The organism is Actinomadura bangladeshensis, assembly GCF_004348335.1.
Lineage (GTDB): Bacteria > Actinomycetota > Actinomycetes > Streptosporangiales > Streptosporangiaceae > Spirillospora > Spirillospora bangladeshensis.
Map to the genome: position 1 here is coordinate 1 of NZ_SMJW01000011.1, position 22,480 is coordinate 22,480.

Annotated in this window: 15 protein-coding genes; 6 read left to right on the top strand and 9 right to left on the bottom strand. The window is 73.2% G+C overall.

The annotated features are described in order from the left end of the window. Both E1284_RS04020 and E1284_RS04025 read left to right on the top strand, forming a co-directional pair. A partial coding sequence (locus E1284_RS04020; protein WP_207923550.1) for a FecCD family ABC transporter permease occupies window positions 1-1,014 on the top strand: 1,014 nt, incomplete at its 5' end. Then, window positions 1,011-1,835, top strand: coding sequence for an ABC transporter ATP-binding protein (locus E1284_RS04025; RefSeq protein ID WP_131937162.1), 825 nt, complete (start codon window positions 1,011-1,013; stop codon window positions 1,833-1,835). The genes E1284_RS04020 and E1284_RS04025, both read left to right, overlap by 4 nt. Window positions 1,836-1,888: 53 nt before the next feature. Here E1284_RS04025 and E1284_RS04030 read toward each other — a convergent pair whose 3' ends face one another. From E1284_RS04030 to E1284_RS04050, 5 genes are all read right to left on the bottom strand, one after another. After that, window positions 1,889-3,145, bottom strand: coding sequence for an NAD(P)/FAD-dependent oxidoreductase (locus E1284_RS04030; protein ID WP_131937164.1), 1,257 nt, complete (start codon window positions 3,143-3,145; stop codon window positions 1,889-1,891). Then, window positions 3,142-4,605, bottom strand: a complete 1,464-nt coding sequence (locus E1284_RS04035) for an NAD(P)/FAD-dependent oxidoreductase (RefSeq protein ID WP_131937166.1) — start codon at window positions 4,603-4,605, stop codon at window positions 3,142-3,144. Before E1284_RS04035 ends, E1284_RS04030 begins: the two co-directional genes overlap by 4 nt. Then, window positions 4,602-6,035, bottom strand: a complete 1,434-nt coding sequence (locus E1284_RS04040) for an FGGY family carbohydrate kinase (RefSeq protein ID WP_131937168.1) — start codon at window positions 6,033-6,035, stop codon at window positions 4,602-4,604. Before E1284_RS04040 ends, E1284_RS04035 begins: the two co-directional genes overlap by 4 nt. Further along, window positions 6,032-7,582, bottom strand: a complete 1,551-nt coding sequence (locus E1284_RS04045) for an amino acid permease (protein ID WP_131937170.1) — start codon at window positions 7,580-7,582, stop codon at window positions 6,032-6,034. The genes E1284_RS04040 and E1284_RS04045 overlap by 4 nt, the downstream gene beginning before the upstream one ends. Before the next feature lie 75 nt (window positions 7,583-7,657). Continuing rightward, complete coding sequence (locus tag E1284_RS04050) at window positions 7,658-8,431, bottom strand: DeoR/GlpR family DNA-binding transcription regulator (RefSeq protein ID WP_243714238.1); 774 nt, start codon at window positions 8,429-8,431, stop codon at window positions 7,658-7,660. Between the two features lie 199 nt (window positions 8,432-8,630). On the opposite strand from E1284_RS04050, the gene E1284_RS04055 reads away from it, so the two are divergent. Beyond that, the gene (locus tag E1284_RS04055; protein ID WP_131937172.1) at window positions 8,631-9,602 is read left to right on the top strand and encodes an endonuclease/exonuclease/phosphatase family protein; all 972 of its coding nucleotides are present in this window, start codon (window positions 8,631-8,633) and stop codon (window positions 9,600-9,602) included. A 12-nt stretch (window positions 9,603-9,614) separates the two neighbouring features. Here the strand turns inward: E1284_RS04055 and E1284_RS04060 are convergent, their stop codons facing one another. After that, window positions 9,615-10,397 (bottom strand): SAM-dependent methyltransferase, encoded by a 783-nt coding sequence (locus E1284_RS04060; protein WP_131937174.1) that lies wholly within the window; start codon window positions 10,395-10,397, stop codon window positions 9,615-9,617. 151 nt (window positions 10,398-10,548) lie between these two features. On the opposite strand from E1284_RS04060, the gene E1284_RS04065 reads away from it, so the two are divergent. The 3 genes from E1284_RS04065 to msrA all read left to right on the top strand — a co-directional run bounded on the left by E1284_RS04065 (window position 10,549) and on the right by msrA (window position 14,614). Then, entirely contained in the window at window positions 10,549-13,080 is a 2,532-nt protein-coding gene (locus tag E1284_RS04065; RefSeq protein WP_131937176.1) for a molybdopterin-dependent oxidoreductase, read from the top strand. Further along, window positions 13,077-14,033 (top strand): FAD binding domain-containing protein, encoded by a 957-nt coding sequence (locus tag E1284_RS04070; RefSeq protein WP_243714239.1) that lies wholly within the window; start codon window positions 13,077-13,079, stop codon window positions 14,031-14,033. The genes E1284_RS04065 and E1284_RS04070 overlap by 4 nt, the downstream gene beginning before the upstream one ends. A 71-nt stretch (window positions 14,034-14,104) precedes the next feature. Next, window positions 14,105-14,614 carry a peptide-methionine (S)-S-oxide reductase MsrA gene (gene msrA / locus E1284_RS04075; RefSeq protein WP_131937178.1) on the top strand — a complete coding sequence of 170 codons (510 nt, stop codon included), beginning with the start codon at window positions 14,105-14,107 and terminating at the stop codon, window positions 14,612-14,614. 67 nt (window positions 14,615-14,681) lie between these two features. On the opposite strand, the gene E1284_RS04080 is transcribed toward msrA, so the two are convergent. The 3 genes from E1284_RS04080 to E1284_RS04090 are packed head-to-tail and all read right to left on the bottom strand — an operon-like array spanning window position 14,682 to window position 22,470. Beyond that, window positions 14,682-16,484 (bottom strand): hypothetical protein, encoded by a 1,803-nt coding sequence (locus E1284_RS04080; protein ID WP_131937180.1) that lies wholly within the window; start codon window positions 16,482-16,484, stop codon window positions 14,682-14,684. After that, window positions 16,477-20,766, bottom strand: a complete 4,290-nt coding sequence (locus tag E1284_RS04085) for a DUF6603 domain-containing protein (protein ID WP_131937182.1) — start codon at window positions 20,764-20,766, stop codon at window positions 16,477-16,479. Before E1284_RS04085 ends, E1284_RS04080 begins: the two co-directional genes overlap by 8 nt. Window positions 20,767-20,820: 54 nt before the next feature. Beyond that, window positions 20,821-22,470: a ComEC/Rec2 family competence protein gene (locus tag E1284_RS04090; RefSeq protein ID WP_131937185.1), complete on the bottom strand. Its 1,650-nt coding sequence runs from the start codon at window positions 22,468-22,470 to the stop codon at window positions 20,821-20,823. Between the last annotated feature and the right edge of the window lie 10 nt (window positions 22,471-22,480).

Below are 22,480 nucleotides of genomic sequence, written 5' to 3' on the forward strand. Positions count from 1 at the left end.
CTCGTCGCCCGCGGGCGGCGCCGGCGCGCCGCCCGGCGCCGCCTCGTCATGCTGACGCTGGCGCTGCTCGCCGCCGCCGCGTTCGCCGTGACGCTCATGGCCGGGCACACCTTCTACCCGCCCGGCGACGTGGTCCGCGTCGTGCTCGGCGAGCAGGTGCCGGGCGCGTCCTTCACGGTCGGACGGCTGCGGCTGCCGCGGGCCGTCCTCGCCGTCGTCGCCGGATTCTCCTTCGGGCTGGCCGGCGTGACGTTCCAGACCATGCTGCGCAACCCGCTCGCCAGCCCCGACATCATCGGCATCAGCGCGGGGGCGGGCGCCGCCGCGTCCATCGCGATCGTCGTGTTCTCCCTCGGCGGGACGCAGGTGTCGGTCTTCGCGATCGCCGCCGCGATCGGCGTCGCCGTGCTGATGTACGTGCTGGCGTTCCGGGACGGCGTCGCCGGCACCCGGCTCATCCTGATCGGCATCGGGGTCGCCGCGATCGGCGACGGCATCACCTCCTACGTGCTGTCCCGGGCCGCCGAATGGGACCTCCAGGAGGCCACCCGCTGGCTGGCCGGCAGCCTCAACGGCGCGACCTGGGCGCAGGTGCTGCCCGCCCTCGTCGCGCTCGCCGCCCTCGGGCCCGCGCTGCTGTCCCTCGCGCGCGACCTGTCGGCGATGCAGCTCGGGGACGACACGGCGTCCGCGCTCGGCGTCCGGGTCGAGCGCACCCGCGTCGCCGTGATCGTCGCCGCCGCCGGGCTGATCGCGTTCGCCACCGCGGCGGCCGGGCCGATCGCGTTCGTGGCGTTCCTGTCCGGCCCGATCGCGGCGCGGCTGCTCGGCACCGGCGGGTCCCTGCTCGTCCCGGCCGGGCTCGTCGGCGCGCTGCTCGTCCTCGTCGCCGACTTCACCGGCCAGTTCGCGCTCGGCACCCGCTACCCGGTCGGCGTCGTCACCGGCGTCCTCGGCGCGCCCTACCTCGTCTACCTGATCGTCCGCACCCACCGGTCCGGAGGCTCGCTGTGACCACGTCCCACACCCTCGCCGCCGAGCGGCTCACGCTCGGGTACGGCGACCGCGCCGTCATCGAGTCCCTCGACCTGGCCGTCCCGGCCGGCGTGGTCACGGCCATCGTCGGCGCCAACGCCTGCGGGAAGTCGACGCTGCTGCGCTCCCTGTCCCGGCTGCTCGCGCCCCGCGCCGGACGCGTCGTCCTGGACGGCCGGGAGGTGCACCGCACGCCCGCCAAGGAGATGGCCCGCACGCTCGGGCTGCTGCCGCAGTCGCCGGTCGCGCCCGAGGGCATCACCGTGCTCGACCTCGTCTGCCGCGGTCGCCACCCCCACCAGGGCATCTTCTCCCGGTGGAACGCCGGGGACGACGCCGCCGTCGCCGCCGCCCTGGAGGCGACCCGGACCGCCGACCTCGCCGACCGCAGCGTCGACGAGCTGTCCGGCGGGCAGCGCCAGCGGGTCTGGATCGCCATGGCGCTGGCCCAGGAGACCGACCTGCTCCTGCTGGACGAGCCGACCACCTTCCTCGACGCCAGCCACCAGGTCGACGTCCTCGACCTGCTCACCGACCTGAACCGCACCCGCGGCACCACCATCGTGATGGTGCTGCACGACCTCAACCTCGCCGCCCGCTACGCCGACCACCTCATCGCCCTCGCCGGCGGCCGGCTGCACGCCTGCGGCGCGCCCGCCGACGTCCTCACCGAGGAGGTCGTCCGGGCGGTCTTCGACCTCGACAGCCGCATCATCGAGGACCCGGTCTCCGGACGGCCCCTGATGCTGCCCATCGGCCGGCACCACGTCCGGCCGCACGCGCGGCAGGCCCCCGGCTGACCGCCCCGCCCGCATCCACGACGAACCGGCGGAACGGCCGCCGCTCCGGACGGTTACCGGCGGAGCGAGATGTGCACGTCGCCGTCGTCCGGGCCGACCGCGTCCAGCATATTGCTGGGGATGCGGAACACGCGGCCCGGTGCCGCAGGCCACGGCAGGCGGCGTTCGGCGACGGTGCGGCCGTTCTGGGTGACGGTGACGCGGGGGAAGGGCACGAACTCCTCCACCCAGGCCAGCAGCCGCCCGCGGGCGGGGCCGCGCTCGCCGGGCCGGTACGCCGACGGGGAGATCCAGCGCAGCGGCTCGTCCGCCACGATCCGCACCGCACCGCCGGAGCTCTTCTTCCCGGCCAGATGGTCGAGGACGCTCCGGGCGACGTGCGCGCCGTCGATGGCCGCGATGTCCGCGGTGTCCACGGGGTGCAGCATGTTGCCCGCCGCGAACACCGCCGGGCGGCTCGTGCGCAGCGCGCCGTCGACGGCCGGGCCGAGCGTGCCGGGGTCGAGGTCGAGGCCACCGGAGCGGACGAGTTCGTTGTCGGGAATCCAGTCCCCGGTGAACACGACCGTGTCGCAGGGCACGACGTGGCGCCGTCCGGTGCCGGTGTCCTCGATCTGCACGGCCTCCACGCGGTGCTTGCCGATGACCCGGGTGACGCGGGTGCGGGTGCGCAGCGGCACGCGCAGCCCGAGCCGCCCGGCGACGGGGAGCGCCGCGTACGCCTCGCCGTGCGGACGCTCCGAGGTCATGAGGACGGTGCGGCAGCCCGCCTCGCGCAGCGTCAGCACCGCCGACCAGCTCACCAGCTCGCTGCCGACGATGACCGCGCGGCGGCCCGGCCTGCGGTGCCGCAGGTGGACGAGGTTCTGCAGGTGGCCGGTGGTGTAGACGCCGTCCGGGCGGTCACCGGGCACCAGCCGCGCCGTGCGCGGCCGCTCCCGGGCGCCCGTCGCCAGCACCACCGCCCCGGCGCGGACCTCGTACAGGCCGTCCGGCGCGGTGACCTCCAGCGCCCCGTCCGGGGTCCAGCCGGTCACCATCGCGCCGGTGCGGATCTCGGCGCCCGCCCGCGCCGCGCTCTCGGCCATGCGGCGCGCGTAGTCCGGCCCGGTCAGGACGCGGTGCAGGTCGCGGACCCCGAAACCGGTGTGGGCGCAGTGCCGCGGGATGCCCCCGGCGTGCCGCTCCCGTTCCAGGACGAGCGGCCGGCCGGGAACCGCCCCCGCGAGCTCCCGGGCGGCGCGCAGCCCCGCCGGGCCCCCGCCGACGATGGCCACCGCGGGCGTCAGCCGGGTGCGCGTCGTGCTCATCGTTCGCCTTCCTCGTCGGTCGCCCCGGCGGATCCCAGGCCGTTTCCCCCGTTGCGGGCCCGCAGGCCGTCCGCCAGCATCCCGGCGACGTTCGCGCCGCAGTAGAAGCCCTGGCAGCGCCCGTTCATCGCGCGGGTGCGGCGGCGCAGCCCGTCCATGTCGCCCGGTGGGATCGTGCTCGCGAGCGCGTCGCGGATCTCGCCGCGGGTGACCCGCTCGCAGAAGCACACGATCGTGCCGTACTCCGGGTCGGCGGCGATGCGCTCCGCGTCCGCGTACGGGCGGGTGAACGCCTCGCCGATGTTGGGCATGCGCGGCGGGTCGGGCAGGTCGGTGCGCTCGTCCAGCTCCAGGCCCGCTTCGCCCAGCAGGTCGAGCAGATGCCGGGCGACGGCCATGCTGGACGTCAGGCCGGTGGAGCGGATGCCTCCGGCGACGGCGTAGCGGCGCTCGGCGTCCACGTCGATGGTGTAGTCGGAGACGTCGCTGGCCGCGCGCAGCCCCGCGTAGGTCGCGGTGACCTCCTCTTCCAGCAGCCGCGGCATGATCCGCTCCCCGCGCTCCAGCAGGAACGCGTAGCCGTCCTCGGTGGTCGAGGTGTCGGCGCGGTCGGTCATGTCCTCGGCGGTCGGGCCGAGCATCACGTTGCCGTAGATCGTCGGGCTGATCAGCACGCCTTTGCCGAGCTTGGACGGCACCGGCAGGACGATCCGGTCCACCAGCGGACGCGCCTGCTTGTCGTAGACGAGCAGTTCGCCGCGCCGCGGATGCAGGTGGAACCGGTCGTGCCCGAACTGCGCGTCCAGCACGTCGCCGCCGAGCCCGGCCGCGTTGACGACCCACCGCGCGCGGACGTCGCCGCCGCCGGTGTGCAGGACGGTCGCGTCCGGCCCCGCCGTGACGGACTCGACGCGGTGCGAGCGCAGCAGCCGCACGCCGCGCCGGACCGCGTCGGTCGCCAGCGCGAGCGTGGTCGTCCAGGTGCAGATGATCGACTCGCCCGGCACGGTCAGCCCGCCGAGCGCGCCGGGCCCGAGCGAGGGGACCTGCCGGTACACCTCGTCCGGGCCGACGATCTCGCTCTCGGCGTAGCCGTTCTTCTCCGCCTTGGCCTTCAGGCCGGGCAGCGCGGCGAGCTGCTCGTCGTCCCAGGCGACCAGCAGCGCGCCGGTCGGCTCGTAGGGGATGCCGGTGCGGTCGGCGTAGTCCTTGAGCAGCCGGTACCCCTCGGCGACCAGGCGCGCCTCCAGGGTGCCGGGGGTGGCGTCGAAGCCGGTGTGCAGGATCGCCGTGTTCGCCTTGCTGGTGCCGTCGCCGACGTCGCAGCGGGCGTCCAGCAGGACGACGTCGAGCCGGTGCCCCGCCAGGGCGCGGGCGATCGCCGAGCCGACGACGCCCGCGCCGATCACCGCGACGTCCGCGACCCGCTGATCCGGCGGCGCGGTCTGCGGTGTGCTCACTTCTTCTCCCTTCCGATCGCGGTGCTCTCGACGGCGTCCCGCCACCGCGCGCGGAACTCGGCGGCCCGGCCGGCGTCCATCCGCGGCGTGTAGGAGGTGTCCGGCGCCCACCCGACGATCGCCTCGGGCAGCGGCAGCGCCGGGTCGGCGGCGCTGCGGGCGAACGCCACGGCCCCGAGCGCGGTGGCGTGCTCGGACGGGAACACCTCGACCGGCGTCTGCAGCAGGTCGGCGACCGCCTGCATCAGGACGCGGCTGCGGGTGAGGCCGCCGTCGACGCGCAGCCGCGGCAGGGCGGCGCCGGTGTCGCGGGCCGTGCAGTCGGCCAGCTCGGCGACCTGCGCGGCGATGCCGTCGAGCACCGCCTTGACCAGGTGCCCGGCCGTGCTGGACAGCGTCATGCCGGTGAACGACGCGGTCGCCTCCGGCGCCCACCACGGCGCCGACAGCCCGGCCAGCGCCGGCACGCACAGCACGCCGTCGGCGTCCGGCGCGGCGACCCGGTCGAGCTCGGGCGCGCCGCCCACCAGGCCGAGGTCCGCCAGCCAGCGCACCGCCGAGGCGGCGGTCGGGACCTGGCCGTCCAGGCAGTAGGACGTCTCGCCGCGCACCCGCCACGCCACCGACGCCGCCAGCCCCGAACCGGACCGGGCGGGCGCCGTGCCCATGTTGGCCAGCAGGAACGCGCCGGTGCCGAACGTGCACTTGGCCTCGCCCGGCTCCAGGCACCGCTGCGCCAGCAGCGCGGCCTGCTGGTCCACGACCAGGCCGCCCACCGCGGCCCGGCCGCCGAACGCGGTCGTCTCGCCGACGATCTCGTCGCAGGCCGCGATGTGCGGCAGCCGCTCGTCCCCGAGCCCGAACACCTCCAGCAGCTCGGGGCTCCAGGCGGCCGTGTCCAGGTCGGTGATCAGCGAGCGGGACGCCGTCGACACGTCCGTGACGAACTCGCCGGTGAGCCGGTGCAGCAGCCAGGTGTCGGACGTGGTGACGACGCCGTCGCGGGTGAGCCGGTCGCGGATCCAGCGCATCTTCGGCGCCGAGAAGTACGGGTCGAGTACCAGGCCGGTGCGCCGGGCCACCAGGTCCGCGGACTCCGCGCGCTCGGCGCAGATCTCCGCGGACCTGCGGTCCTGCCACACGATCGCGGGCGTGAGCGGCTCGCCGGTGGCGGGGTCCCAGGCCAGGACGGTCTCGCCCTGGTTGGCCAGGGTCACGCAGTCGACCCGGGCCCCCGCCTCGGCGACGGCGCGCCGCCCGGACTCCAGGACCGAGTCCAGGAGCTCCATGGGGTCCTGCTCGACCCCGCCACCCGACAGGTAGCGGGGTCGCACCGGCAGTTCCACCACGCTCAGGACGCGGTCGGAGCCGTCCACGACCATGGCCTTGGTACCCGAAGTGCCCTGGTCGATGGCCAGCACGGTGGTCACGGACGGCCTCCGGTGGCCTGCGTCGGCTGACCGGGGGCGTCCTCGTCCAGGACCTTGTCGATGTCGTGCATGTCGGGCATGGTGAGCCCCTTGGTGCCGTGCCGGATCAGCAGGTACGCCAAGTAGACCGCACCGATCGCCGACATCACCGCGACGTAGCGCCAAGGCTCGGCGAAGGACGAGTCACGGAAGATCAGCAGCTCGTAGACCAGCCAGCCGACCGCCACGACCAGCACCGGGATCTCCCAGCGGCCGAGGTCGAAGCCCTTGGACGGCGGCAGGCTCCGCCGCTTGGCCAGGTACAGCGCCACCGTCGCCGCGTAGATGATCGCGGGCAGCAGCGTCGCCGCCGAGAACAGCGAGAACAGCGCCTGCGTGGAGCGGGCGAACAGCGCCAGCAGGATCTGCGCGACCACGAACATGAACACGGCCGCGTTCATCGGGGTGCCGGTCGAGGGGTGGATGCGGCGCAGCAGCTGCCAGCCGGGGAACCGCTTGTCCCGCGACATCGCCCAGACCAGCCGGGCCCCGCTCAGCGAGATCACGAGCCCGCAGGAGAAGATCGAGATCACGACGAGGACGAGCAGGCCCTTGCCGACGTAGGAGCCGAGCACCCGGGTGATGACGTCCGCGACCGGGGTGTCGGACTGCGCCAGCGCGGACGGGTTCTCCGCCAGCGCCGTCACCGCGATCAGGAACAGCATGCCGAGCACACCGAGGCCGATGACGGCCTGCGCCATCGCCTTCGGCACCACGCGCGCCGGGTCCTTGGTCTCCTCCGCCAGGTTCGCCGCCGACTCGAAGCCGACGATGGTGAACGCGCCGAGCAGGAAGCCGAGCGCCCACGGCCCGACCGAGGTGGCACCGCCGAGCGAGAAGTAGCCGTCGCTCGCGACGTCGCCCTTGCTGAACAGGGTGCCGAAGTCCAGGTCGCCGGTGAACGCGCCGACCGCGAACAGCAGCACGGTCAGCGACACCATGCCGATCAGCTGGATGGTGACCGCGACGGTGTTGACCCGCTGCGTCGCGCGGGTCGACAGGGCGACCAGGATCGCCTGCAGGAGCACCACCACGGCGGTGATGACCCACGCGTTCTGGCTGGTGCCCTCGTACTGGAACAGCACCGGCAGGATCGTCGCGGCGATCGTGTAGTCGACGGCGACGACCACGACGCCGAGGAACATGAACGAGATCCAGCCCATGATCCAGCCCAGCACCGGGTTGGCCAGCCGGGACGTCCACTGGTAGGCGTAGCCGCTGACCGGGATGCGGGCGGCGAGCGCGCCGAAGATCAGCGCCACGCTCAGCTGCCCGACCACCACGATCGGCCAGGTCCAGATGCCGAGCGGGCCGGAGCTCTGCAGCACCGACCCGTAGGCGGTGAAGATCCCGGTCGCAATCGACACGAACCCGAACGCCACCGCGAACGAGGCGTACCAGCCGAGCTCGCGCTTGACCTCCTGCGCGTAACCGAATTCCGAGAGCCCGTCACCGGACGCCGGCGGACCCGCCGCCGTGCCGCGCGACGGCGTGGAAGAATCGGTCATTGATCGTCTCCTTGGTTCATGAGGGGTTGGCGATCGGGCCGGGCGACGTGGCAGCGCCGCCCGGCCACCGTGAACTCACCCGGTCGCCACGATGAGGCCGCCGGAGTCCTCCAGGGCCTCGCGCAGTGCCGGGGACGGCATCTCGTCGGTGATCAGTCCATCGAAGTCGTCCAGGCCGCACACCCGGTGCGCCGCGACGCGGCCGAGCTTGCGCGAGTCGGCGAGCACGTACGAGCGCACCGTGTTCGCGATCATCACGCGGCGGGTGGCGACCTCGTCCAGGTGGTAGTCGGTCAGGCCCGCCGCGACGTCCACCCCGCCGGAGCCGAGGAACGCCACGTCCGCGTTCAGGTCGGCGAAGAACCCCGCGGTATCCGCGCCCGAGCAGGCCAGGTCCCCGGGGCGCAGCCGCCCGCCCGCCACCAGCACCTCGACCCGCGGCCGTCCGGCCAGTTCCGCGGCCGCCAGCAGCGAGCACGTCGCGACCACGCCGTAGTGGTCCTGCGGCAGCGCCCGCGCCGCCTCCAGCGCGGTGGTCCCCACATCGATGATCAGGGTCTGCCCCGGCCGCACCAGCTCGGCGGCCGCGCGCCCGATGGCCGCCTTGGCCTCCCGGTCGGTGCCGGAGCGCTCGGCGAACGGCGCCTCCTCGCCCGACCCGCCGACGACGCTGGTCGCCCCGCCGTGCACCCGCACCAGCGACCCGCGCCGCTCCAGCGCCACCAGGTCGCGCCGGACCGTCTCGGCGGACACGCCGAGCATCGCCGCGAACTCCTCGGTGCGCACCACGGACCGGTCGCGCAGCGCCTCCCGGATCCGCCGGTGCCGCTCAGGCGCGAGCACGGCCACTGACCGACTTTGTGGAAGATTGACCGAACATATGGGGAAGTGTGCATAAGTATGGACTTTTAGTCAAGACAACCCCAGGTCACGGGCCTGCAACGACCTCCGGCCGCCCCTGACGCGACCTCTGCCGGGCCTTCGCGCGTCCCGGTCGAACCGGCCCGCCCGGCGGCCCGTCCTACAGAGGGTCGAGCGCGGGGGAGCCATGGTGAAGCAGGGAGTTGCGACGGTCGAGGCGGCGGTGTCGGCGCGCCGCCGATCGGCCTGGACGCGGGGCCGCGTGCCCGCCGCACTCGCGGTGGTGACCGCCGGGCTGCTGGCCCTGCACCGGCTGGTGCCCGGCCGGATGGGCAGCCTGCTGGAGGCGTTCCTGCCCTGGCTCGGCCTGGTGATCATGGCGCTGCTCATCGCCGCGCTGCTGCGCCGTTCGGCGACGGCGCTGGTCGCCCTGCTCCTGCCGGTGGCGGCGTGGGCGCACCTCTTCGGCGGTCTGCTCCTGCCCGCGGCCGAACCCGGCCCGCGCGCCCTGGTCGTCGTCCAGCACAACGTCAGCGACGAGAACACCGATCCGGCGGGCACCGCCCGCGCGCTGGCCGCCGCGGAACCCGACCTCATCGCACTGGAGGAACTGGTGCCGCCGCAGCTGCCGGTCTACGAGAGGACCCTCGCCGCCGGCTTCCCGTACCACGCGGTCCACGGCACCGTCGGGCTCTGGTCGAAGCACCCGCTCACCGGGGCGCGGCCGCTGGACATCAAGCCCCGGACGATCACGGAGACCTGGAACCGGGGGCTGCGGGCCGTGGTCCGGACGCCGCACGGCGACATCGCCGCGTATGTCGCGCACCTGCCCTCGGTACGCGTCCGGCCGGGGGGCCTCGCCTCGTCCCGGCGGGACGAGAGCGCCGCCCTGCTGGGCAGGGCCGTCGCCGCCGAGCAGATGCGCACAGTGATCCTGCTCGGCGACCTCAACGGCACGGTCGACGACCGCGGGCTCGCCCCGCTGACCGGACGGCTGAACACAGCGGAGCGGGGCCTGGCCTTCACCTTCCCCGCCTCCTTCCCCGTCGCCCGGATCGACCAGGTGATGGCCCGCCACGCGACCGTGACCAGGGTGCGCACTCTCCCGGCCACCGCGAGCGACCACCTGCCGCTGGCCGCCCACCTCACCCTCGGCTGACGAGGCCGGGAGCTACTTGACGGCGATGCCGCCGTAGACCCAGGCGCCGCCGGAGGCGGCGGCCTCCTCGGCGTCGGCGTGCCAGCGGTTCACCTTGACCAGGCCCGGCTCGATGAGGGGCAGGCCGTTGAACAGGCGCAGGATCTGGTCGTGGTCACGGAAGTTCATGGTCGCCGAGGCGTTGTCGTAGGCCGACCTGATGATCTCGACGAGGTCGGCCGGACGGTCGTCCAGGGTGCTGTGCGAGATGACCAGGTGGCTGCCGGGGGCCATGCGGTCGGTGAAGGCGGCGACGATGCCCGCCGGGTCCTCGGCGTCGGTGACGAAGTGCAGCATGGCGTTGAAGATGACGCCGACCGGGCGGTCGAAGTCGATCAGCCGCGCCACGGCGTCGGAGGCGAACACGGTCTCCGGGTTGCGCATGTCGGCCTGGATCGCGGCGGTGCGGTCGTCGGCGGCCAGCAGGGCGCGGGCGTGCACGATGACGATCGGGTCGATGTCCACATAGACGACGTGCGCATGCGGGTGGACGCTCTGCGCGATCTCGTGGACGTTGCCCTGGTTGGGCAGCCCGGCGCCGAGGTCGATGAACTGGTCGATGCCCTGTGCGGCGACGTGGGCGATGGCGCGGCCGAGGAAGCGGCGGTTCGCGCGCAGAGCCTCGACGCCGTCCGGGATGGAGGCGATGAGGTGGCCCGCGAGCTCCCGGTCGGCGGCGAAGTTGTCCTTGCCGCCGAGCACGTAGTCGTACATGCGGGCCACGTTCGGGGTGTTCGGGTCGATCCCCTGCGGCACGGCTGGCTCCTGCGACACCGATGCTTCCCGTCTGCCGAGGCCGATAGAACGTTCTAAAGGATCATAGAGGCTCGGATCGTGCGTAAGTAGTGAATTACGGGGTCCGCTGTGCCACGATGGCGCTGATCACCCCCCGGCGCATGGAGCGCGTATGGACTTCACCCTCAACGGCAAGCCCGTCGACGTCGGCGCCGAGCCCGCGGAGACCGTGGCGGGGGTGCTGCGGGAGCGGCTGGGGCTCACCGGGACCAAGGTGGCCTGCGGCACGGGGGTGTGCGGCACCTGCACCGTGCTCGTCGACGGGCGCACGGCCGCGAGCTGCCTGCTGCCCGCCGGGGCGGTGGCGGACCGCGAGGTCACGACCGTGGAGGGGCTCGGCGGCGACCATCCGGTGCAGCGGGCCTTCGCCGCGCACGACGCGCTGCAGTGCGGCTACTGCACGCCGGGCTTCGTGGTGGAGGCGGCGGCGTTCATGGACCGGTGGCGGGCCGAGCACGGCGCGTCCGAGCCGTCCCGCGAGCAGATCGCCGAGGCGCTGGCCGGCCACCTGTGCCGCTGCGGATCCTATGTCGGCATCTACGAGGCGGTCGCGGCGGCGTGCGCCGGCGAGCACGACGGCCCGGCGGACGATCCGGCGGCGCCGGTGCGCGTGGAGGCGCTCGAGAAGATCACGGGCGCGGCCCGGTACACGGCGGACGTCGTCCTGGACGGGCAGCTCGAAGGCGTGATCGTCCGGTCGCCGCACCCGCACGCGAAGGTGGGGGAGATCCGGTCCGGCGGCCCGCTCGCCGAGCTGCTGCCGGCGGACCGCGTCGTCCGGTACGCGGGGCAGCCGGTCGCGGCGGTCGCCGCGCCCACCCGGGCCGAGGCGCTCGCGATCGCCGCGCGGGTCGAGGTGGAGTACACGGTGCTGCCCGCCGTCCTGTCGGAGGACGACGAGACCGTCGTCTACCCGACCAAGGAGTCGTGGCAGGAGGCTCCGCGCGCCAACGAAGGCCCGCTCGCGGCGGCCAAGTGGAACGGCAACGTGCGCGGGCCGGCCGGGATGAGCTGGCGCGGCCGCACGGCCGTGAAGCGCATCGAGAAGGCCCGGAACGAGGGCGGCCGGGCGCTGGTGGAGGCCACCTTCACCACGTCCGCGCAGGCCCACACCTGCATGGAGCCGCACGGCTGCGTGGCCCGCTGGGAAGACGGTGACCTGCATCTCCACCTGTCCACGCAGGCCGTGACCCGGGTCGCCGGCCAGGCGGCCAAGCGCTGGAAGCTCCGGCCGGAGCAGGTCCACATTGTGGCCGAGCATGTGGGCGGCGGTTTCGGGTCCAAGGTCAACGTCACCGCCGATGTGGCCGCGGCGGTGGAGCTGTCCCGGCTGCACGACGCTCCTGTGCGGGTCGTCCTCAGCAGGGAGGAGGAGCTCGTCGACGGCGGCAGCCGCCCCGGGGTGCGCATCGACCTGGCCCTCCTCGCGGACGACGACGGCGAGTTGGCGGCCTTCACGATGGACGCCCACGGCGACGCCGGCGTCTCCATCGGGTCGAACGCGGCCTGGCACTCGCGGTTCTTCTACGGCAACGCGCCCCGCCGGATCCGCGACTACGACCACATCACCAACCGCGCCCCCGGCATCCCCTTCCGGGGCCCCGGCCTGCCGCCGATGCTGTGGGCGCTGGAGCAGGGTGTGGACGAGATGGCGCTGCGCCGCGGCGAGGACCCCCTCGCGCTGCGCCGCCGCTGGGACGGCAACACCAAGCGCCACGCGCTCTACGACCGGGCCGCCGGCCTGCCCATGTGGCGCGACCGGACCGATCCCGGCGAGGGCCGCGTCCGCCGCGGCGTGGGCGTCGCCGCCGCCAACTACATGTACTTCGTCGACCCGGGCACCAAGGTCTCGCTGGCGGTCGAGCAGGGCGCCGTGGTCGCCCGCGTCGCCGCCCAGGACATCGGGACCGGCAGCCGCTCGGTGATCGCCGAGGTCGTCCGGTCCGCGCTGGACCTGCGGCCCGGCCGGGTGCGCGTCGAGATCGGCAACAGCGACCACGCCTACGGGCCGACGTCCGCCAGCAGCTGCACGACCCCGTCCGTCGCCCCGGCGGCCGAGGACGCGGCGCGGCGGCTCCGCAAGGCCCTCGGCGGCCGCTCCCTCGACGAGGCCGAAGGGCTGGAGGTCGTCGGCAAGCGCCCCCGTGACCGCCGCGGCTACGTCACGCCCTTCCCCCTGGACCACTTCGCCATCGGACGCGGCTTCACCGGGGCCGTCGTCATGACCGAGGTCGAGGTGGACACCCTGCTCGGCCGCGTCAGACCGACCCGCGTCTGGTGCGGGGTGTCCGCCGGTCACATCTACGCGCCCCGGCTGGCCCGCAACCAGTGCGAGGGCGGGGTCATCCAGGGCATCGGCTACGCGCTGTTCGAGCAGCGCCGGGACGACCCGGCCACCGGCACCGTCCTCACCGCGAACCTGGAGGACTACCGCATCCCCGGCATCGCCGACACCCCGGAGATCGACGTGTACTTCCACACCGAGGGCTGGGACCACGTCCCCGGCCGCGGCGTCGGCCTCGGCGAGGTCTGCACGGTGGCCGTCGCAGCCTCGGTCGGCAACGCCGTCCGGCACGCCACCGGCTGGCGCCCGCTCGACCTGCCCGTCCGGCCCGACCTGCTCCTGAAGGGGATCGGCGCGTGACCACCATCGAGGACGCCGCCGCGGCCGTCCGCGACACCGGCGGCGAGTTGCGCGCCGGCGGCACCGACGTCATGACCCGTCCGGGCCGGCCGCCGGTCGACCTGCTCGGCGTCCCCGGCCTGCGCGGCATCGACTGGCGGGCGGACGGCTCCGCCCGCATCGGCGCCGTCACCGCCATCGCGGACCTGCTCGCCGACGACCGCCTGACCGCCGCCTATCCGGCGCTCGCCGCCACGGCCGCCGCCGTCGCGACACCGCAGATCCGCAACGTCGCCACCGTCGGCGGGAACCTCCTCCAGCGCAACCGCTGCTGGTACCTGCGCAACCCCGCCTTCACGTGCCACCAGACGGGCGGCGACACCTGCCCTGCCCGCGAGGGCGACCACCTCTACTCGGCGGTCATCGACCAGGGCCCGTGCATCGCCCCGCACCCGTCCTCACTGGCCGTGGCACTCCTGGCCTACGGCGCCGCCGTCGAGGTCCACGGCCGGGGCACGCTGGACGTCGCCGGCCTGTACGGGGACGGCAGCGACCCGACCCGCGACCACTGCCTGGACGCCGCCGAGGTCCTCCAGGCCGTGCTCATGCCCGCTCCGACGGCGTCCGAGCGCGGCGCCTACCGCCGCACCACGGCCCGTGAGATCGCGGAATGGCCGCTGGTCGAAGCCGCCGCCCGCCTCACCTTCGACGGCGGCACCGTCAGCACCGCCGCCGTGGCCGTGGGAGGAGTGGCCCGCACGCCGCTCCTGCTCCCCGAAGTGGCCGAAGCACTGGTGGGAAAGCCGGCGACCGAGGAGACCCTGGCCGCCGCCGCGGAGTTGGCGACCGCCCGCTGCAACCCACTGCCGCAGACCGCCTACAAGGTGCCGCTACTCCGCGCCACTCTGATCGACACCCTCACCGCCTGCGCCCACGGGGAATCCGGGCGGGGCTTCGCGGGTTGGACGGGTTAGGGGTGTCTGCTCGGCACGAGCACGGAAGCCGCGTGCCGGTGGGCGTCCCGGACGACCAGAGGGGAGAGGACATGGCAACCGAGAGAGCGCTGCTCGCGGGCGGATGCTTCTGGGGGATGGAGGAGCTGTTCCGCCGCCAGCCCGGAGTGGTGTCCACGCGGGTCGGCTACAGCGGCGGCGACGTTCCCAACGCCACCTACCGCAACCACGGGACCCACGCCGAGACCATCGAGGTCCTTTTCGATCCTGAGAAGACCGACTTCCGGGCCATGCTGGAGTTCTTCTTCCAGATCCACGACCCCACGACCGTGAACCGGCAGGGCAACGACATCGGCACGAGCTACCGGTCCGCGATCTTCTACACCTCGGACGAGCAGCGGAAGGTCGCCGAGGACACCATCGCCGACGTCGACGCCTCCGGCCTGTGGCCGGGCAAGGTCGTCACCGAGGTGACCCCCGCCGGCGACTTCTGGGAGGCCGAGCCCGAGCACCAGGACTACCTGCAGAAGTACCCGAACGGGTACACCTGCCACTTCCCCCGCCCCGGCTGGAAGCTCCCCAAGCGCGCGACCACCGGCTGACGCGTCCCCGCATCCGCGACGCCACGACGGCCTGCGGCGGCGATCGCCCCGGAGGCGTCCGCCCCGGTCAGGCCAGGAAGGTTACGCGTTCGGCGGTTTCGGTCATCTGGAGGGCGAAGTCGGCCGGTGTGAAGTCGGCCGGATCGGTGCCGAAGGCCGCGGCCATGGCCGACACCAGGTCGGAGACGGGCAGGGTTCGCCGCGGGCCCGGCGAGACCGGCACCCGTGGCCGCGCCGGGACGGTCCCGTCTCCGGTGGCCCGGAGGCTCTTGTCGTAGCCGCCCGTGTCCCGCGCCTCGACCGCGAAGTGCTGCGACTCGGGCCGCTGGTGGAGGTCCAGCCGGGACAGGACGCCGTCGAAGAGGCACAGCAGCACGTCCGGGGCGAGCCGGTCGCAGCGGACGACGCCCAGCGGGTCCTCGGCGTCCTGCCCGTAGCCGTCGATGAGCAGCCCGGGATATCCGGAGACCACCTCGGAGCGGATCAGTGCGCCGGTGACCGGCGGATGGGAGAGGGGAAGCGGCGAGGCCGCGTCGAGGGCGGCGTCGCCGCGGCTCAGCCGTCCGACGCTGTAGGCGCCGTCGATCAGGTGCCACATCCACTGCTGATCCAGCCCGAAGAAGCGGATGGCCTCCACGGGGAGCAGCCGCTCGTCGGGGACCAGGTAGCCGAAGGGGACGCCCTCCAGGCGGTTCAACGCGGTGAGCCAGGCCAGCACGTTCTCCGGCAGCGAATCGTCGATCTCCGTCACCGCCAGCGGGTAGTCGGCCCGCTCACGCGCGGCCCGCTTGTGCTTTTGCGCGCGGCGGCGCTTCCACTCGTAGAGCGCCGTGGCCGAGTCACCGCTGCGCAGCATGAGCAGGCGCCCGAGCTGCCAGGCCGCCGCGTACCCGACGTCGAACATGCCCGCCCGCGGGTGGAAGCGCAGCAGGCCGTCGGCGCTGCGGGCCGGGCTCACCGGCCCCCCGTCGACGGGGCCCGGCACCAGCGGCCCCCGGTACCACGCGGCGCTCCTGCCGCCGTCCCGCAGATGGTGGCGCGCGGGCACGAAGCCCTGGCCGAGGAACGCGTCGGCGAGCGGCTCGCCGCAGTCGGGCAGCCGGAAGGTGCCCGCGTCGTGCGCGAGCGCACGGGTCATCGCGGGCAGCGTCTGCCCCTCGTCCACGCAGGCGAAACGCCAGTCGGCCAGGCTGACGAGGCGGATCTCGTCGTGCGCTCCGTAGTCGAAGGCCGGGCCGCCGGGGGTGTCGCGGAACCGGTGCTCCAGGGAGACCAGGTGGACCGAGCTGGAACCGCCCGGCGCGGGCAGCCGCCCGGCGGTGACCACGGCCGTCTCGGAGCCGTCGCCGCCGCGCACGTGCGTCAGGTGGCGCAGGTCCGCGTACGAGGGCAGCAGTGTGCGCAGCAGTTCGGCGGGAACGTCGATGACGGTGACGCTGTCGCCGGAGGACTCGTGCCGGTCGAGGACGACCTCGGGGAAGTACGCGGGCCCCTTGGCGATCTCGCCCAGGGGGAGCACCTGCGTTCTCACCGGCTCATCGTCGGCGAACAGCAGCAGTGCCAGCCACGGCGACCGCGCGGCGGCGTCCTTGAGGGGTTCGCGCTCCCAGGGCAGGGTGGGACGGGTGAGCGTGATGTGCGGCAGCACGTTGGAGTGGTCGCCGACACTGCCGGCCGGCGGGAACATCTCCCGGATCACCGGCGGGGCCAGCAGGAACCGCTCACCGGCCACCGTGAACCTGGCCGTCTTGGCGAAGGTCTCCAGTGCCGTGCCCCCGCGCGCGACCTCCTGCCGGACGGTGATCGTGTAGTCGCCGGACTCCAGCGCCGGCACCAGGTGGTCGGTGAAGGTGATCGTCGTATCAGTCATGGGCCACCTGCGGCGTCTCGTGGAAGTGGGCGAGGTCGAACCCGGCCAGGTCGATCTCCGCGCCGGGAAGGACGGCCGCGACGGCGGCCGACCTCGCCGCCGCCGTGCCGGGGTCGGCGAGGACCGCGGTGATCGCGGCCCGGCGGCGGGCGGCGTCGTCGCCGCTGACGGCGACCGGCGGCGGGGCGTCCAGCCGGATCACCCTGGACTCGCTGTAGGGGGTCGACGCCTGGAGGGCCGCCCGGGGCAGCCAGGGCCGTCTGGCGGGAGACGTGGGCGGAAGGGGACGGATCGTGTAGCCGGCGAGCATGCCGTCGATGAGCTGCGGGCCGGTCGCCGAGGGGACGAGCCTGTCGCCCCAGAGGGCGACGGGCAGGTTCTTGCCCACGGGCGCGTAGCCGAACCGGTCGTCGACCTGCTCGCCGCCCTGGGTGATCTCGATGTGCTGCGTGACGGCCGCCTCGCCCTTCCCGATCCCGACGGGGCCCACGCCGAACGCGGTGGTCGTCCCGTCGGTGGGCAGCGGCGCCGGCGTCGCGCCACGCGTGCCCGCCGTGCTCGGCACGACGGAGTCGGTGCGCAGCACGAGCCCGGCGGCGTCGGCGATGCCGAGGTCCGGGTCGTCCGGGTCGTTCGGCGCGGCCCCGCCCTGCCGGGTGTCGCCCTGGAGCGCGATCGTCACGATCTTGCCGGGTTCGGGCAGCATGGCCGCGCTGAACCGGGACCACTCGACCGGCTCGGGCTCCGCGGCCTCCCGGGCGTTCTCGGGGAAGGTGACGGTGATGGAGACGATTCCGAGGTCGATGGCCGCGGTGCCGCCGAAGTCGGGCCCCCACAGGCGGACGTCGGCCGAGGCGTGCACGCTGATCGGGTTGTTGCCGTCGGAGGTGAAGGAGTACGAGGCGCCCACGTTCACGTGCGCGGCGGCCGTGTAGTGGTAGGGCTGCCAGGCGATGAGGAAGTCCATCGCGGCGTCGAACCACGCGTGCAGCGAGTCGTCCTTCCAGGTGGCCTTGAGGCTGCCGCCCGCCATCAGCGCGGAGGGCGTCAGCGCGAAATAGGCCCCGCCACTGAGCGACAGCTGCTTGGACACCTGCCAGGAGAAGCCGAGCCGGGGCACGGCCGGGTAGTGCTTCGGCACGGCGACGTGGGGGTGGTAGCCGCCCACCGAGACGACGAAGTCCCCGTGGTGCGCGGCGCCGAACCAGGTGGCGAACGCGAACCCGCCGGTGAGGTGGCAGTCGCGGCTGAGCAGGAACGAGTTCTTGGTCAGCTGGGCCTCGACGATGAGGTAGCCGTCCTCGGGGACGAAGCTCGCCCGCAGCGCCAGCTGCACTTCGGCGATCGGGGTGACCCCGCCCGCCTGCGCGTCCGGCGCGGGCAGCACCAGCGTCGACAGGCCCAGGACGTCCACCTCGAACCGGTGCCCGAACTGGACGGCCAGCAGGACGAACGAGTCGATCATCTGGAACGAGGTGAAGTGCACGCCCACCGCGAGGAAGTAGTCGCCGATCGACGGCGGCAGGTAGTCCGCCAGCCGGGCCAGCTCCGCGGCCAGGTCGAGGTCCCCCTCCCGCCGGCCGACGGCCTCGGCGACGAGGGGGAACTCCGCGATTTTGTCGACCGGCGGCGGGACGAGCCGGCGGTTGTACCCGAATCCGGCGGCCAGGCCCCGGACGAAGAAGACCGGGGGCCCGCCGATCGGGTAGTCGAGGATGGCGTAGACGAACAGCGACGGACCCTCGGGAAGCTGGACGTAGGAGCCGATGGCGCCGAGCCCGAGCGTGGACGTCTTGATCTGCGCGGTGCCCCCGTACGCCGGGTACTTCTTCCCCTCGTAGGCGATCTCCCCCTTGAGGAAGGCTCCGCTGATCTGGACCGGTCCGGAGGAGTAGGACAGGCCCAGCCCCTTCAGGTCGAATCTGGGGTCGGGCTTGGCCGACAGTGCCAGTTCGACGGCGAGCCCCTGCAGCGCGAGCGTGAGGCCGGCGAGGCTGATCGAGGCGTCCAGCAGGAAGGCGAGCCTGCCGTCCCGGTAGGCCAGCCCCAGCCGCTCGATCTTGATCGGCCCGAAGGAGCGCTGCACTTTCAGCCAGGTCACGTCGTCGCCGGTCTGGCTCTGCGGTGCGGTCGCCGGGGGTTGCCCGGCGGCCAGGGCCTTCGCCGGCGGCGGTCCCTTCTGCGCGCCGCCCACCGTCACCGCGACCGGCAGGGCGGCCGTCCCCAGCTTGAGGACGGCGTCGACGGCGAAGCCCTTCGCGATGTCGCGCTCGGGCAGCTTGCCGACCTTGTCGGGGAGCAGCAGGTTGAGCGCCTTGACCTCGTCCGCGCCGATCTGCGCCGAGGACGCGATGATCCGCAGCGGGTCCACGCCCGCCGGTGCGGGGCCGGCGAAGTGGTCCCCGACGAGGGGCAGCTTCGCGAAGTCGATCGTGGCGGCGATGTCGACCCCGAACAGGTAACCCTTCCCCGCGGCCCCTTGGTCGACGGCGAAGACGACATCCCGGACGTCGATGGTGATCCCGCCGGGGATCGGCTCGGCCGCGGTCGGGGAGAACGCCCGGACCAGGCTCTTGACGTCCGGCATCGCGGCGTCGCCCTGACGCGAGTAGGTCGCCGCGAACCGCCCGGCGGTGGTGTCCTTGCTGAAACGCGCGTCGAACCGCAGGTCGATCGCCTTCTTGCCCTCGGCCGGCACGGCGACGTCCAGCCACCCGGTGAAGATCTCGCCGGGGCCTTTCGGCGCGATCGCCACCCCGAGCCGCACCGCGACCTCGGTGATCGTCATGTCCCCTTCGGCGGTGAACACGAACGCCCCGGAACCGGTCCGGTAGGAGACCGACAGGTCGCGGAGGCTGAGGCTGCTGATCGCCTCCGGCACGCCGAGGCCGAAATCCCGCGTCAGCTTGGTGGTCAGATCACGGATGTCCAGTTCGGACCCGGGTGCGGTGCCGCCCTTGAACTCCCATCCGTCCCGGCTCCCCGCGTATCGCGCGAGGACGAAGAGGTGGATGGAAGAGCCGATGTCGATCGCGCCGTGCACCGTGCCGGTGACGCCGTCCCCGGCCGAGTAGGCGACGACCATGTCGACCGCGGAGATCTGGACGGGCCCCGCCGACCAGAGGTCGTCGACACCGAGCTCCAGCATGTAGAAGCCGGTCCGGGGCTGGGCGGCGAACCGTACCTCTGTGATCTTCAACGGGGGGACGCCCGAGGCGTCCAGCCCGAATCCCGACAGCACGCCGGCCAGCGGAACCGGCTCGTCCCCGTGCAGCGATCCGCTCAGCTCGCTCTGCGGGAGCACGAGCACGACGTCGAGGTCGAGGCCCCCGAGCGTCAGCAGACTCGTGATCCGCAGGTAGTCGAAGGCGGGCGCCCCCCAGTCGAAGCCGACCTCGACCGCCTCGATCGCCAGGTCGAAGGCCGAGGCGTTCAACCCCGCGGAGCCGAAGGCGGAGGACGTGGGCGCGGGCTCCGAGCCGTCCGAGCGCGCGATCCAGCCCGCGAGAGCGGCGATTCCCGGGAAGTGGACCTTCGTGCCTTCGACCGGGTCGTCCCATCCGGTCGGCCGCGCGAACGCGTACCAGTGCGTTCCGGGCTGCAGTCCGACACCGATGTCCATCGCGACGTCGTCGATCCGGAAGTGACCGACGACGGTCATCGCCACCGAGTGCGTGGAGAGCGTGCCGCTTATCTCGATGCCGTCCGCCTCCAGGACGGAGGGGATGATCTTCCAGCGGACGGCCGGCAGCGGAACGGTGAAGTCGACCAGCGCCTCGTGGGTCGTGCCGGGGTAGAACCTGATGTCGAAGCCGGTGGCCGGGACGGTGGCTCCCGCGGTCAGTGCCTCCAGCCCCGGCGGGACGGGGAACGGTGAGACCCGGCCGGGCCTGCCGAGCAGCAGCAGGTCGGTCGGCGACACCCCGCCGGCGTCGCCGGTGAGCGCGATCCGCCATTCGCCGGGCCGGTCGCCGGGTACGACCGTGACGGGCGCCCGGACCGAGGCGTTGAGCGGCAGGAGGCCGGTCAACGCGACCGTCACGGCGGGTGTCGCGCCGTCCGTGATGGTGATCGTCACCTCGTGCAAGGCGATCTCGACGTCCTTGAGCCCCTGGACCGGCCACCGGTCGGTCGACGTTCCGCTCAGGGTGAGGACGGAACCGGCCGGTTCGACGCGGTGGCTCGTCAGGGTGATCTCCCCGCCGGGAGCCGTGGCCAGGAGGTCTCGCAACGCCGCGGGCAGCCGGTCGTCCCTGGACGAGAGAACGGCAGGGTCCTTCAACCCGGTGAGATAGGTTTCAAGGTCTGATGGTCCCATTGGTGTCCCGCCGTCCCGCTATACGAGGGTGAAGTCGCCGAGTCGAACCTTGTTGTCCGCATCGCGGTAGTAAGCCCCCAGGGCGCTTGGCGACGATTCATCGATGACCAGGACGACATCGCCGTGCACAGGGCTGCCGTTGACGGCCCGCCCATTGCTTCCGGAGACCACGAACTTGTATTCCGGCGGAGTCTTGGGGGAAGTGATCCTGTAATTGGTCAGATAGACATTTTCGACCGACTTCTCCGCCAGAAGCCGATCGATGGCCTCTTGTGACGGATAAGGTCGGCGCAGGGGATTCAGGGCGCCGCACGAGATCAACGCCACGGACGGCCCCGCGATCTGCAGGAGTGCCGCACTGGTGCACGCATTGTCGCCATGGTGGCCGCATTTGATCGAGGTGATGCGGCCGGGCGGGAACGGCTCCTCCGCAACCGGGCCGGGCGCCGGCTGAGTGACCGCCGTCGCGATCAGTTCGGCGCCACGCGACGGGAGATCCCCCGAGTCGAGGTGCAGATAGTCGCCGAACCGCACGAGGAGGGCGATGCTCTCCTGCTCGGTCCTGGACACGTCGGCCGGCTGCCCCTGCTGCCACGGGGGGAGACCGATGCTCCCCCCGCTCCGCTGCCAGAGCCGCCTTCCCTCGGCCATCACGAAGACCTGGGGTGCTCCGGCCGGGGCCTTCATGGCGCGGGGCCCGGAGTTCCAGAGGATCTCGGACCCCAGAGCGGGTGGCCGGGTGAGCGCCCGGCCCGGCCCCGCCGTCGTCCCGAGGCTGGTGGGGATGATGTTGCCCGCGGCCGCGTCTTCGACGAGCGCGGCCCTGTTGCCGTCCAGGTTCCCCTCAGGGCCGATATCGATGACATGCGTCCGGGCGTAGAGGCCGCCGGTATCGAAGCGGGCGCCGAAAGGCATGTACCGGCGTAAGAGCTGGTTGGTCCGCTCCTGCACGGTGGCGCGGATCCGGCCGAGCACGTCCGGGGGTGGGGAACCGTTGGGGTATCCGATGTCGTCCATTTCGAACCATGCCTTGAAAGCGGCGGCCTCCGCGATCTCCGCGGCCCACCACGGGGGGATCGACACGGGCGCGTTGACGGCCGCGGGCGCCAACTGGCTCTCGGCGACCCACACCCCGAACGCCTGCTCGGTCATCGGGCCGGGATAGTTCGCCACCGCCTGCCGTGCGTACCCGGCGATCGTCGTGGCGGCCGCCGCCGCGCCGGGAGGCCCCCCGGGAAGGTCGTAGGCGCCCAGGGAAACGGCACGGGCTCCGGCGGCCGCACCGGCGAGCTGCTCGGCCTTGTTCGCGCCCTGGGCCACCTCCTCGGCGGCCACCGCCCCCATCGTGATCGTGAGCCGATGCAGATTGTCGGCTCGGAGCAGCCCCAGCATGCCCCGGTAACGTTCGGGGTCGTAGTTGGTCACCACAATGTGGTCGAGTGGAATGCCGCCCGCGTTCTTGAGAGCGGAGCTCACATACCGGTGCACGCGATCGGAGCTTTCGGTCCGCTGCGCCGGCCTTTCCGCGGGGCTGTAGTTGGTGTCGTCGACGTCTCCGGCGTCGATCAGCAGGCTGCGCGACGCTTTGCTCGCGGTGTCCACCGCGGTGATCAGCGTGCTGTCGCCGTGCCCCACGTCGATCATGTGGATCCGCAGTTGCCAGGCCATGTGTTCCGGC